Origin of the sequence: Streptomyces sp. NPDC059668, assembly GCF_042734135.1 — a bacterium.
Classification (GTDB): Bacteria; Actinomycetota; Actinomycetes; order Streptomycetales; family Streptomycetaceae; genus Streptomyces.
In genome coordinates this window covers 1-12,669 of the sequence record NZ_JBHWEL010000132.1, presented here as the reverse complement: position 1 = coordinate 12,669, position 12,669 = coordinate 1, and the positions used below count along the sequence as shown (strand labels likewise).

Genomic DNA, 12,669 nt, shown 5'->3' with positions numbered 1-12,669 from the left:
GCCCCCCCCCCTTGGCCCTGTTACCCGCCGGCGGGCGGGGGGGTTGGGGCCCCCCCCCCCAACCCCCCCGCCCGGCGCTTGAGGACAAGGCCCTTAAGGCCGATGGGGGTCTGGGGGCGCAGCCCCCAGGGACAGGACGGGTCGGGTAGGGGCGGCGGGGGCGAAGGAAAGGTGGTGGATCGAGGCTGAGGCCGGTCGGACTACTCTTGAGGGTCGATCGTCCCCCTTGTCAGGAGAGAAATGGCCGTCAACCTGGTCAATGTCGAGTCCGTCAGCAAGGTGTACGGCACCCGTGCCCTGCTCGACGGAGTCTCCCTCGGCGTCAGCGAGGGCGACCGAATCGGTGTGGTCGGGCGGAACGGCGACGGCAAGACCACCCTCATCCGCATGCTCGCCAAGCTGGAGGAGGCCGACACCGGACGCGTCACGCACTCCGGCGGCCTGCACCTGGGGGTGCTGACCCAGCACGACTCGCTCGACCCCACGGCCACCGTCCGCCACGAGGTCATCCGTGACATGGCCGACCACGAGTGGGCGGGCAACTCCAAGATCCGGGACGTACTGACCGGACTCTTCGGCGGACTGGACCTGCCCGGATTCCCGCAGGGACTGGACACCGTCATCGGCCCCCTCTCCGGAGGCGAGCGCCGCCGTATCGCCCTGGCCAAGCTGCTCATCGAGGAGCAGGACCTGATCATCCTCGACGAGCCCACCAACCACCTGGACGTGGAGGGCATCGCCTGGCTCGCCCAGCACCTGCGGGAGCGCCGCTCCGCGCTGGTGTGCGTCACCCACGACCGGTGGTTCCTCGACCAGGTCTGCACCCGCATGTGGGACGTGCAGAAGGGTTCGGTCTACGAGTACGAGGGTGGCTACTCCGACTACGTCTTCGCACGGGCCGAGCGTGAGCGCATCGCCGCCACCGAGGAGGTCAAGCGGCAGAACCTGGTCCGCAAGGAGCTCGCCTGGCTGCGGCGCGGAGCCCCCGCCCGTACCTCCAAGCCCCGCTTCCGCGTCGAGGCCGCCAACGAGCTGATCGCGGACGTGCCCCCGCCCCGCGACAAGAGCGAGCTGATGAAGTTCGCCAGTTCCCGGCTCGGCAGGACCGTCTTCGACCTGGAGGACGTGACCGTACAGGCCGGACCCAAGGTGCTGCTCAAGCACCTGACCTGGCACCTCGGCCCCGGCGACCGGGTCGGCCTGGTGGGCGTGAACGGTGCCGGCAAGACCTCGCTGCTGCGCGCCATGGCCGAGGCCGCCCGCAGCGAGGGCGAGCGGCAGCCCGCCGCCGGCCGGATCGTCACCGGCAAGACCGTCAAGCTCGCCTACCTCTCCCAGGAGGTCGCCGAGCTCGACCCGACCTGGCGGGTGCTCCAGGCCGTCCAGGCCGTGCGTGACCGCGTCGACCTCGGCACGGGCCGCGAGCTGACCGCCGGGCAGCTGTGCGAGACGTTCGGTTTCAACAAGGAGAAGCAGTGGACGCCCGTCGGCGACCTGAGCGGTGGTGAGCGGCGGCGGCTCCAGCTGCTGCGGCTGCTCATGGACGAGCCCAACGTGCTCTTCCTCGACGAGCCGACCAACGACCTCGACATCGAGACGCTGACCCAGCTGGAGGACCTGCTCGACGGCTGGCCCGGCTCGATGGTCGTGATCTCCCACGACCGGTTCTTCATCGAGCGGACCACGGACAACGTGTTCGCCCTGCTCGGTGACGCCACGCTGCGCATGCTGCCGCGCGGGATCGACGAGTACCTGGAGCGGCGCAAGCGCATCGAGGAGGTCGCCGCGGCCGCCGTGCTCGCCGCCGCCCCGGCCCCCGCGAAGGCTGCCTCGGCCGCCGACGCGCGCGCCGCCAAGAAGGAACTGCAGAAGATCGAGCGGCAGCTCGACAAGATCTCCGAGAAGGAGACCAGGCTGCACGCCCAAATCGCCGACAACGCGACGGACTTCGCGAAGGTCGCCAAACTCGACGCCGAACTGCGTGAGTTGACCGGCGAGCGCGAGGAACTGGAGCTGCGCTGGCTGGAGCTCGCGGAGGACGCGTAAGCGTCGGTCGGGCGGCGCGCGCGTCCCGTGAAGGGGGCGTGAAGGCGCGTAACGAGGGCATCACGGGCCGGTCCTCCCTTGGGAACAGGGGAGCGACCGGCCCCTCGTACGAGGGGCGCGGAGTGATAGAAAGGGCCGTCTGAGAACAGTCTGGGAACCACCGGCGTGGCGCGAGACGGAGGTGCGGTCGGGACCCTCGCGGGGTCGGGCCGCCGACGCCGCCGGTGGGGCGCCACATCAGTGAATGAGGGGGACGCGCTGATGAGTCAGCCGCCGAACGAGCCGCCCCGGGGCGGCTTCGGAGCACCGCAGGACCAGCCACCGGCGGAGGGTTTCGGCCCGCCCCAGGACCCCCGGCAGGCGACACCGCCGCCCGCGCAGCCGCCCCAGGCTCCCCCGCCCCCACAGGGCCCGCCGGCCGCGCCGCCGCAGCCCGGCTACGGCTACCCGCAGCAGCCCGGCCCCTACGCGCAGCCGGGCCCCTACGCCCAGCCCGGCCCGTACGGCCAGCAGCCGGGCCCCTACGGTCAGCCCGCTCCGTACGGTCAGCAGCCGGGTTATGGGCAGGTGCCCGGACAGGTACAGGGGCAAGGGCAGGGGCAGGGGCAGGGGTACGGGCCCGGGTACGGCTATCCCGGGCAGGTGCCGTATCCGGGTGCGCCCGGCACTCCGCCGCCCGGCATACCCGGCGGTTCCAGGAACCCCTTCAAGGGCCGGCCCGCCGTCATCATCGGGGCGGCCGTGGCCGCGCTGCTCGTCGTCGGCGGGACGGTGTGGGCGATCAGCGGCGGTGGTGGTGGCGACGGGAAGAAGCCGGTCGCCGCGGACAGCAAGGGCGGCAAGACCACCGCGTCCCAGGCCCCGGTCAACCCGGGTGACGGCAGCGGCGACGGTGGCGAGGACCCGGAGAACCTCAACGACGGCCGCCAGGCCGGTGAGGCGAAGGTGCTCTGGTACAAGCAGGCGCCGGACGCGCCCGGTTCGGGAGCCGACGCACCCGGCCTGTGGATCACCGGCAAGGCCGCGGTGAAGGCCGCGTACAAGCAGGTGTTCGCCTACAACGTCGATGACGGAAAGCCCACTTGGGCCCCGATCACGTTCCCGCAGAAGATCTGCGCGGTCACCCCGCAGAAGACGTCCGACGACAAGGTCGTCGTGGCGTACATGAGCGGCGCGGGCGACAGCGCCAAGTGCAACCAGCTCCAGCAGGTCGATCTCGCCACCGGAGCCAAGGGCTGGAGCGGGAAGGTGGCCGACGGCGCGCTCTTCGACAGCACGCTCAGCGTCGAACTGTCCCTCACCGGGAAGACGTTGATGGTCGGCCGATCGCAGTCCGGCACGGCGTACGACGCCACCAGCGGCAAGAAGCTGTGGGACAAGAAGAACTACGGCCCGGCCTGTTACCCGGCCGCGTTCGCGGGCGGCGCCAAACTGCTGTCCGTCGCGTCCTGCGGGGCCGGCAGCACCACCCAGCACGACGAGGTGCAGGAGCTGGACCCGGCCACCGGCAAGGCCAGATGGACCACGAAGATCCCCAAGGGCTGGCGGGTCGTGCGCGCCTACTCCGTCGACCCCGTCGTCCTCTACATGACCAACGACGACAAGAAGACGGTCAACATCACCGCCCTGAAGGATGACGGAGGTGTCCGCTCGCAGCTGTCGAGCAAGGACTCCTTCGCGCCCGAGTGCGGGTTCGCCATCATCGACCGGGATCTGCCGGGCTGCTTCGGCGCCGTCGCCGACGCGAACACCCTCTACCTGCCGACCGAGGCGAAGACCGGCGCCAACGAGGTCGTCGCGTTCAACCTGGCGACCGGCAAGGAGAAGTGGCGCGTCAAGTCCACGGCGGACAAGTCGATGATGCCGCTGAAGATGGACGGCACCCGGCTGATCGCGTACGTCGAGCCGTCGTACGAGGCCGGTGGGCAGATCGTGTCGATACCGACCACGGGCAGCGGTCACACCCCGACCAAGCTGCTGCAGAACCCGCAGGGCACCGCGTCGGTCGAGAACGGGTTCTACTCGAAGGCGGTCGACTACGTCGACGGGCGTTTCTACATCTCCACCACCCGGCTGACGGGCAACGACCAGTCGAGGGAGAAGTTGATGCTCGCCTACGGCAAGTGAGGCGCGCTCACGCCGCCTTCGGCACCTTCTCCCTCGTCCACGTCCCCAACGCATCCGTATCCGAGGTACACACGCCATGAGCCAGCCGCCGCCCCCACCGCCGCCCAACGAACCCCCGAAGGAAGGGTTCGGCGCGCCCCAGGACCCGCCGCCGGGAGGGTTCGGCGCGCCCCAGGACCCGCCGCCGGGAGGGTTCGGCGCGCCTCAGGACCCGCCTCCGGGAGGGTTCGGCGCGCCCCAGGACCCGCCGCCCGGCGGGTTCGGCGCTCCGCAGGCACCGCCGCCCGGCGGGTTCGGTGCCCCGCAGCCTCCGCAGGGCCCGGGGTACGGCTACCCGCAGGCGCCTCCGACCCCGACCCCGTCCCAGCCGGGCTACGGCTACCCGGGCGGGCAGCCCGCGCAGCCGCCGTACGGCTACGGCTATCCGCAGCAGCCGCCGACCCATCCCATGCAGCCGCAGGCCACCCAGGGCGGCGGCGGGCGGAGGATGAGCAGCCAGGCGGTCATCATCCTGGCGGCCGTCGTGGCCGTGGCCCTGATCATCGGCGGCGGTGTGCTGTACGCGACCTCCTCCGGCAAGGACGACGGCAGGAACAACTCCTCCGGCACCGGTGGAGCCTCCGGTGGCAAGAAGGACGGCGGCGGTACGGGCGGCGGCGGGACCACCGGTTCGAACGGTGCGGAGAAGGTGCCGGCCGACACCGGGTCCAAGGTCCTCTTCCAGGTCCCCGCGCCGTCCGTGTCCGCCGCGAGCAGCGTGACCACCGTCGGCTCCTGGCTCACCGGCAAGGTGTACGCCAAGAGCGGCAACGCCGAGGTCGACGGCTACGACCCCGACTCCGGCGCCAAGCTGTGGACGATCAAGCTCCCCGGCCCGGTGTGCTCGGCCAGCAGGCACGCCACCGACTCCGGCCGGACCGCGATCGTCTACGAACCGGCCATGCCGACCAAGGCCGCGCCCTCGCACGGCTGCAGCGAGGTCGCCGCGCTCGACCTCTCCGCCGGCAAGGAGCTGTGGTCCAAGTCCGTCAAGTCCGGTGACCAGAAGATCAGCCTGGACAACGTCACCGTCAGCGGGAACACGGTCGCCACGGGCAGCACCAGCGGCGGCGCCGCGTTCGACATCTCCACCGGCAAGGCGCTCTGGGCCCCGAAGCCCACGGACAGCTGCTACGACGCCGGGTACGCCGGCGGCGCCAAGTTGGTCGCGGTCCGCAAGTGCGGTGCGTACGGCAGCGCGCGGCAGCTGCACATCCAGACCATCGACCCGACCTCCGGGAAGGTGATCTCCGAGTACAAGATGTCGCCCGGCATCGAGTACGCGAGCGTCGTGTCGACCGACCCCCTCGTGGTCGCCGCCGACGTCGGTGACACCGCCGGGGACGGCAGTGGCATCTCCGACTTCTTCTCGATCGACAACAGGACCGGCCGGCTGCGCACCAGGATCTCGGCGCCCGGCAAGACGTACGCCGCCAAGTGCGAGGGCATCAGCAGGACCGAGGCGTGCGCGATGCTGGCGGTCGGCAACGACAAGCTCTACATCCCGACCGAGGAACACGACGGCAGCGGCCAGTACGGCAGGAGCAACGAGATCGTCGCCTTCGACCTCGGCACCGGGAAGCAGACCGGCCAGCGCGCCAACGCGGGCGACGGCTACACGATCTCCCCGCTGCGCATGGACGGCGCCAACATCCTGGCGTACAAGCGGCCGCCGTACGACAAGGGCGGCCAGATCGTCAGCATCGACGGCACCACCTTCAAGGAGACCAAGCTCCTGGAGAACCCGGCGACCCGCTCGGTCCGCGACGCGGAGACGAGCATGCTCCCGGACTACGCGGAGATCCTCTACGGCGGCGGCCGTCTCTACATGTCCGCGGTCTACGCCCACAAGCCGACCAGCACGGACGAGAAGGAGTATCTGGCGATCGCGTTCGGCGCGCGCTGACCGGAACCGCGTGATCACGGCCCCGTCCCTGTTCAGGGGCGGGGCCGTGCGCTTACCCCTCGGCGTTCCCGAATGCGAGGAATTTCGGTGTTCCGGGGCGGTTCTCTCCGGTAGGGGAAGCGCAACGTCGAACAAGCGTGTAGCTTCCGGGGGATGGAGAGCCGGGGGGCTCCTAATCCACGGGGAACCAGTGGGGATGCTCGGGGGGACTGGGGGGTTGCTCGATGGGAGTGCGGCTCATGGTGGTCGACGACCACCGACTGCTCGCCGAGGCGTTGGCCTCGGCGTTGAAGCTGCGCGGGCACCGGGTGCTCGCGGCGGCGGCGCCCGCCGCGGGAGCGGCGGAGCTGGTGATCACGAGGGCACCGGAGGTGTGCCTGATCGGAACGGCGACACCCGCGGAGCCGGGGATGTTCGACCCGGTGGTCAAGATCAAGCGGGAGCGGCCGCAGGTGGCGGTCCTGGTGCTGGGACCGGTGCCGAACCCGCGGGGCATAGCCGCCGCGTTCGCCGCGGGCGCCTCGGGATACGTACGCCATGACGAGCGCATAGAGGGCGTCGAGCGGGCGATCATGAAGGCGAGGGCGGGAGAGGCGGCGGTCGCCCCCGGTCTGCTCCAGGGCGCCTTCAGCGAGCTGCTCAACCCCGCCGCCCAGCCGGACGACGAGGGCCAGCGGCTGCTCCAGATGCTGACGCCCCGGGAGGTCGAGGTGCTGGTCCGGGTCGCCGACGGCGAGGACACCCGGCTGATCGCGGCGGGGATGGGCATCGCGCCCTCCACGGCCCGGACCCATGTCCAGCGGGTGCTGATGAAACTGGGCGTGGGGTCGAGGCTGGAGGCCGCGGCGCTGGCGGCACGGACGGGGCTGCTCGACCGGGCGGGGCCGGTGGCGACGTAGCCGGGCCGGGGTGGTCCCGGGCCGGGGTGGAGTCCCGGGCCCGGAGGCCGCCCCGGCTACTCGGCCGGTTCCCTCTCCGTGGAGTCCGGTACCGGCGGTGCCAGCGGGCGCAGCCACAGCCAGACCAGGAAGAAGAGCCCCAGGGCCAGCATGCCCAGGCCGGTCCAGAGGTTGATGTTGATGCCCTGCGTCTTGGCGCGGTCGGCGTCGGAGGCGGTCAGGCCGGCGACCGTGACGATGACGCCGTAGACGACGAACAGGCCGCCGATGATCCGGCGGATGTCGAAGAGGCGGGCCGCGGTCGCGGAGTTCTTCTCCAGCTCCGTGACCTCGCGCTGGACGTCGCGGTCCGAGTAGTGGTCGGACATGGCTTTCTGGGCCTTTCTCTTCGGGGTGGGAGCGGGCGCGGGAGCGGGGTCAGAACGAGAACGGGATGTAGCAGGCCGCCGCCAGGATCAGCGCGCCCCAGCCCAGCAGGGCGGGCTTGCGGTACCAGGCGTCGTCGCCGGCGGCGGACGGCTCGGCCGTGCCCGGCGAGCGGGTGCCGTAGACCAGTCCCTGGAGGTCCTCCGCCGGCTTGGGCGCGGTGAAGAGGGAGACCGCGACCATCACCACCGCACCGGCCACGAAGCCCGCGATCGCCGACACGAAGTTCGCGCCCTGGTCGGAGGGGATGCCGATGATGCCCTGCTTGTAGATGACGAAGTAGTTGACCATCGCGGCGGTGGTGCCCGCCAGCAGGCCCCAGAAGCCCGACTTCACGGACGCCCGCTTCCAGAACATGCCGACGATGAAGACCACGAACATCGGCACGTTGAAGAAGGAGAAGAGCGTCTGGAGGTAGCTCATGATGTTGGAGAAGGACGACGCCAGGAAGGCCGTGCCGATCGACGCGAGGACGCCGATCACCGTGATCAGACGGCCGAAGCGGATGTAGTAGGCGTCCTCCCGGTCCTTGACCACGTACTTCGCCCAGATGTCGGTGGTGAACACGGTGTTGAAGGAGGACACGTTGGCCGCCATGCCCGCCATGAAGGCCGCGAGCAGGCCGGTCACCGCGATGCCGAGCACACCGTTGGGCAGCAGCTCCTGCATCAGGTACGGGATCGCGTCGTTGTACTGGAGGTCCGAGCCGCTCGTGCCGATCTTCGGGACCAGGACGGCCGCCACCAGGCCCGGGATCATCACCAGGAAGACGATGAAGATCTTCGGGTACGCGGCGATGAGCGGGGTGCGCCGGGCCGCGCTCAGGTTCTTGGCCGACAGCGCGCGCTGCACCTCCGCGAAGTTCGTCGTCCAGTAGCCGAAGGAGAGCACGAAGCCGAGGCCCAGGACGATGGTCAGCCAGTTGGCGCCGAGCGGGTTGTCGCTGCCGATGCCGGTGCCGCCCCAGGCCGTGGTGAAGTGGGTGCCGTGGGACTTGTCGAGGGAGTCCGTCAGCCCGTTCCAGCCGCCGACCCGGTGCAGGCCCAGCACCGCGATCGGGATCAGCGCGGCGAGGATGACGAAGAACTGCAGCACCTCGTTGTAGATCGCGGACGACAGGCCGCCGAGCGTGATGTAGGCGAGGACGAAGAAGCCGGCGACCACGATCGCCACCCACTGGGGCCAGCCGAGCAGTGCCTCGACGACGATCGCGAGTGAGTAGAGGTTGACGCCCGCGATCAGGATCGCGGCGAAGGCGAACAGGATCGAACTCAGCAGGTGTGCCCATTTGTCGAAACGCAGCAGAAGGAACTCGGGGACCGAGCGGACCTTCGAGCCGTAGTAGAACGGCATCATCACCAGGCCGAGGAAGACCATGGCGGGGATGGCGCCGATCCAGTACCAGTGCACGGTGTAGACGCCGTACTGCGCGCTGTTCGCGGCCATGCCCAGGATCTCGGTGGCGCCCAGGTTGGCCGAGATGAACGCGAGGCCGGTGACCCAGGCGGGCAGCGAGCGCCCGGAGAGGAAGAAGTCGAGGCTCGTCCTGACCGAGCTCTTCGCGGCGAAGCCGATGCCGAGGACCACGACGAAGTAGATCCCGAGGATCGTGTAGTCGAGCCCGTTCGTGGGGAGCCGGAGCCCTTCGGCCAGGTGGGTGGTGGAGCCGGAGGCCAGGGGGGCGGAAGCCAGCTGGACGGCCCCGTCGGCCAGGTAGGTGGGGGTAGGCATGCCGATATCTATGCCCCGTGAGCCCCAGAGGCCGCCCCAGCTTCACAGACACCCCCCAAACCCGCACAGGCATTGACGTTACTGTTGCATTGTGATTTGTTGTGTTGGGTTCTGTTGGATGGCTTTGCTGGTTCGAAGCGGTGCGGATGAGGAGTCCAGCGGTGAAGAAGACCTCGACCCGGCTTGCCGACGGTCGTGAGCTGATCTACTACGACTCACGGGACGACACGGTGCGCGACGCGGTGGACCGGCGTCCGCTGGAGCCGACCGTCACCAGCTCCGAGGTACGCCGCGACCCGCTGCTCGGCGACGCGGTGGCGATCGCCTCGCACCGTCAGGGCCGCACCTACCACCCGCCGGCCGACGAATGCCCCCTGTGCCCCTCCCGGGGCGACCGGCTGAGCGAGATCCCTGACTCCTCGTACGACGTCGTGGTCTTCGAGAATCGTTTCCCCTCCCTGGCCGGCGACTCCGGCCGCTGCGAGGTCGTCTGCTTCACCTCCGACCACGACTCGTCCTTCGCCGACCTGACCGAGGAGCAGGCGGGGCTCGTCCTGGAGGCGTGGACCGACCGGACGGCGGAGCTGTCCCATCTCCCCTCCGTCGAACAGGTCTTCTGTTTCGAGAACCGCGGCAGGGAGATCGGCGTCACGCTCGGCCACCCGCACGGGCAGATCTACGCCTACCCGTTCACCACCCCCCGCACGGCGCTGATGCTGCGCTCCGTGGCCGCGCACAAGGAGGCGACCGGCGGCGGGAACCTCTTCGACGAGATCGTCGCGCGTGAGCTGGCCGAGGGCGAACGGGTCGTGCTGACGACCGAGCACTGGGTGGCCTTCGTGCCGTACGCCGCGCACTGGCCCTACGAGGTCCACCTCTACCCCAGGCGCAGGGTGCCCGATCTGCTCGGCCTCGGCGAGGACGCGCGCCGGGAATTCCCTCGGGTCTATCTGGAACTCTTGAAGCGCTTCGACCGGATCTTCGACGGACCGGGTGGAGAGAAGGAAGGGGCGGGGGAGCCTCCGACGCCGTACATCGCCGCCTGGCACCAGGCGCCGTTCGGCGCGCTGGAGGAGTTCGAGGGCGTCAACCGCGACGACTTCGCCCTCCACCTCGAGCTTTTCACCATTCGCCGCACTTCCGGCAAGCTGAAGTTCCTCGCGGGTTCCGAGTCCGGCATGAGTGTGTTCATCAACGACGTGCCGCCGGAGGCCGCGGCTCAGCGACTGCGAGAGGTAGCGAGTACATGAGTGGGAAGTACCTGGTCACCGGTGGCGCCGGATATGTCGGCAGTGTCGTCGCGCAGCACCTGATCGAGGCCGGCCACGAGGTCACCGTCCTCGACAACCTCTCCACCGGCTTCCGGGAGGGCGTCCCGGGCGGGGCCACCTTCATCGAGGGCGACATCCGCGACGCCGCCAAGTGGCTGGACGCCTCGTACGACGCCGTCCTGCACTTCGCCGCGTTCTCGCAGGTCGGCGAGTCCGTCGTGAAGCCCGAGAAGTACTGGGACAACAACGTCGGCGGCACGATGGCGCTGCTCGCGGCCATGCGCGAGGCGGGCGTGCGCAAGCTGGTCTTCTCGTCGACCGCCGCGACGTACGGCGAGCCGGAGACCACTCCCATCGTCGAGACCGCGCCGACCAGGCCCACCAACCCCTACGGCGCCTCCAAGCTCGCCGTCGACCACATGATCACCGGAGAGGCCGCGGCGCACGGGCTGGGCGCGGTGTCGCTGCGGTACTTCAACGTGGCGGGCGCCTACGGCGCGCAGGGCGAGCGACACCACCCCGAGTCCCACCTGATCCCGCTGGTGCTCCAGGTCGCGCAGGGGCGCCGCGAGGCGATCTCCGTCTACGGCGACGACTACCCGACGCCGGACGGCACCTGCATCCGCGACTACATCCACGTCGCGGACCTGGCCGACGCGCATCTGCTGGCGGTGGAGGCCGCCGTTCCGGGCGAGCACCTCATCTGCAACCTCGGCAACGGCAACGGGTTCTCGGTCCGCGAGGTCGTCGAGACCGTCCGCCAGGTGACCGGACACCCGATCCCCGAGGTGATGGCGGAGCGCCGCGCCGGGGACCCGGCCGTCCTGGTGGCCTCCGCGGCGACTGCGCGCGAACGGCTCGGCTGGAACCCGTCCCGCGCGGACCTCGCCGGGATCGTCGCGGACGCGTGGGCGTTCGCGCAGAACATCGCAAGGGAGCAGTAGGTGGGGGTTCGCGAGGGCTTCGAGGAGCTGTACGGCGCCGCGCCCGAGGGGGTCTGGGCGGCACCGGGCCGGGTCAACCTGATCGGCGAGTACACGGACTTCAACGAGGGGTTCGTGATGCCGCTCGCGCTGCCGCACACGGCGGTCGCCGCGGTGTCGCGCCGCGACGACGGGGTGCTGCGGCTGCACTCGGCCGACATCGAGGGGCCGGTCGTCGAGCTGCGCGTCGACGAACTGACGCCGCTGACGAACACCAGCTGGGCCGCCTACCCGGCGGGCGTGGTGTGGGCGCTGCGCGAGGCAGGGCACGCGGTGACGGGCGCCGACCTCCATCTCGCCTCGACCGTGCCGACGGGGGCCGGGCTGTCCTCCTCGGCCGCCCTCGAGGTGGTGACGGCACTCGCCCTCGACGAGCTGTTCGAACTCGGGCTCACCCGGCCCGAGCTGGCCCGCCTCGCGCAGCGCGCCGAGAACGACTTCGTCGGGGTGCCCTGCGGGATCATGGACCAGACGGCGTCGGCGTGCTGCACCGAGGGATACGCGCTGCACCTGGACTGCCGGGACCTGTCGATCCGCCAGATCCCCTTCGACCTGGCCTCCCAGGGCCTGGAGCTGCTGGTCGTCGACACCCGGGTGAAGCACGCGCTGGGCGACGGGGCGTACGCCGAGCGGCGTGCGGGGTGCGAGGAGGGCGCGCGGCAGCTGGGGGTCTCCCATCTGCGGGACGTCGCGTACGAGGAACTGGACGCGGCGCTCGCCCGGTTGTCCGACGAGCGGGTGCGCCGGTACGTGCGCCATGTCGTCTCCGACGACCACCGGGTGGAGCGGGTCATCGAACTGCTGGACGCGGGGGACGTACGGGCCATCGGGCCGGTCCTCACGGAGGGACACGCCTCGCTGCGGGACGATCTGCGGATCTCCTGCGAGGAGTTGGACCTGGTCGTCGCCACGGCGAACGCCGCGGGGGCGTTGGGGGCGCGGATGACGGGGGGCGGCTTCGGGGGTTCGGCGATCGTGCTGGTCGAGTCGTCGGACGTGGACTCCGTAGGCAAGGCGGTGACGGAGGCGTTCGCGGGGGCCGGTCACACCGCACCGCGGGTGTTCCCGGCGATTCCCTCGGCGGGCGCCAGCCGGCTGCGCTGACCTGGCCGTTTCTCGAGCAGGGGGACCCCCGTCGTCCTGTCCCTGGGGGCTGCCGCCCCCAGACCCCCGCTCCGGCCTTGAGGGCCTTGTCCTCAAGCGCCGGACGGGCTGGTGGTGCGGGCGCGCATATCCAGCCC

The 12,669-nt window shown here is 70.5% G+C and carries 9 protein-coding genes; 7 read left to right on the top strand and 2 right to left on the bottom strand.

All coding sequences use genetic code 11. The features are described from left to right. The first annotated feature begins 240 nt into the window (after positions 1-240). The 4 genes from ACFV2J_RS41845 (at position 241) to ACFV2J_RS41830 (ending at position 7,017) form a co-directional block, all read left to right on the top strand. Positions 241-2,046 (top strand): ABC-F family ATP-binding cassette domain-containing protein, encoded by a 1,806-nt coding sequence (locus ACFV2J_RS41845; RefSeq protein ID WP_385098095.1) that lies wholly within the window; start codon positions 241-243, stop codon positions 2,044-2,046. 261 nt (positions 2,047-2,307) lie between these two features. Next, complete coding sequence (locus ACFV2J_RS41840) at positions 2,308-4,173, top strand: PQQ-binding-like beta-propeller repeat protein (protein ID WP_385091823.1); 1,866 nt, start codon at positions 2,308-2,310, stop codon at positions 4,171-4,173. A gap of 76 nt (positions 4,174-4,249) precedes the next feature. Further along, positions 4,250-6,118 (top strand): PQQ-binding-like beta-propeller repeat protein, encoded by a 1,869-nt coding sequence (locus tag ACFV2J_RS41835; RefSeq protein WP_385443719.1) that lies wholly within the window; start codon positions 4,250-4,252, stop codon positions 6,116-6,118. Between the two features lie 224 nt (positions 6,119-6,342). Next, positions 6,343-7,017, top strand: a complete 675-nt coding sequence (locus ACFV2J_RS41830) for a LuxR C-terminal-related transcriptional regulator (protein WP_153290122.1) — start codon at positions 6,343-6,345, stop codon at positions 7,015-7,017. A gap of 56 nt (positions 7,018-7,073) precedes the next feature. On the opposite strand, the gene ACFV2J_RS41825 is transcribed toward ACFV2J_RS41830, so the two are convergent. Together ACFV2J_RS41825 and ACFV2J_RS41820 are read right to left on the bottom strand one after the other, a co-directional pair. After that, a complete protein-coding gene (locus ACFV2J_RS41825) occupies positions 7,074-7,385 on the bottom strand; it encodes a hypothetical protein (protein ID WP_385091815.1) in 312 nt (103 codons plus the stop codon). Positions 7,386-7,434: 49 nt separating this feature from the next. Continuing rightward, positions 7,435-9,174 (bottom strand): sodium:solute symporter family protein, encoded by a 1,740-nt coding sequence (locus ACFV2J_RS41820; protein WP_385091813.1) that lies wholly within the window; start codon positions 9,172-9,174, stop codon positions 7,435-7,437. Between the two features lie 161 nt (positions 9,175-9,335). Here ACFV2J_RS41820 and galT point away from each other — a divergent pair, with 161 nt between their 5' ends. The 3 genes from galT to galK are packed head-to-tail and all read left to right on the top strand — an operon-like array spanning position 9,336 to position 12,532. After that, a complete protein-coding gene (galT, locus tag ACFV2J_RS41815; protein WP_385091810.1) occupies positions 9,336-10,424 on the top strand; it encodes a galactose-1-phosphate uridylyltransferase in 1,089 nt (362 codons plus the stop codon). Continuing rightward, positions 10,421-11,389 carry a UDP-glucose 4-epimerase GalE gene (gene galE / locus ACFV2J_RS41810; protein ID WP_385091807.1) on the top strand — a complete coding sequence of 323 codons (969 nt, stop codon included), beginning with the start codon at positions 10,421-10,423 and terminating at the stop codon, positions 11,387-11,389. Before galT ends, galE begins: the two co-directional genes overlap by 4 nt. After that, the gene (gene galK / locus ACFV2J_RS41805) at positions 11,390-12,532 is read left to right on the top strand and encodes a galactokinase (RefSeq protein ID WP_385091804.1); all 1,143 of its coding nucleotides are present in this window, start codon (positions 11,390-11,392) and stop codon (positions 12,530-12,532) included. Positions 12,533-12,669: the final 137 nt, after the last annotated feature.

Excerpts from the sequence above, each read along its gene's own strand:
- ACFV2J_RS41845 (WP_385098095.1), top strand. The coding sequence starts at position 241 with ATGGCCGTCAACCTGGTCAATGTCGAGTCCGTCAGCAAGGTGTACGGC.
- ACFV2J_RS41840 (WP_385091823.1), top strand. The coding sequence starts at position 2,308 with ATGAGTCAGCCGCCGAACGAGCCGCCCCGGGGCGGCTTCGGAGCACCG.
- ACFV2J_RS41835 (WP_385443719.1), top strand. The coding sequence starts at position 4,250 with ATGAGCCAGCCGCCGCCCCCACCGCCGCCCAACGAACCCCCGAAGGAA.
- ACFV2J_RS41830 (WP_153290122.1), top strand. The coding sequence starts at position 6,343 with ATGGGAGTGCGGCTCATGGTGGTCGACGACCACCGACTGCTCGCCGAG.
- ACFV2J_RS41825 (WP_385091815.1), bottom strand. The coding sequence starts at position 7,385 with ATGTCCGACCACTACTCGGACCGCGACGTCCAGCGCGAGGTCACGGAG.
- ACFV2J_RS41820 (WP_385091813.1), bottom strand. The coding sequence starts at position 9,174 with ATGCCTACCCCCACCTACCTGGCCGACGGGGCCGTCCAGCTGGCTTCC.
- galE (WP_385091807.1), top strand. The coding sequence starts at position 10,421 with ATGAGTGGGAAGTACCTGGTCACCGGTGGCGCCGGATATGTCGGCAGT.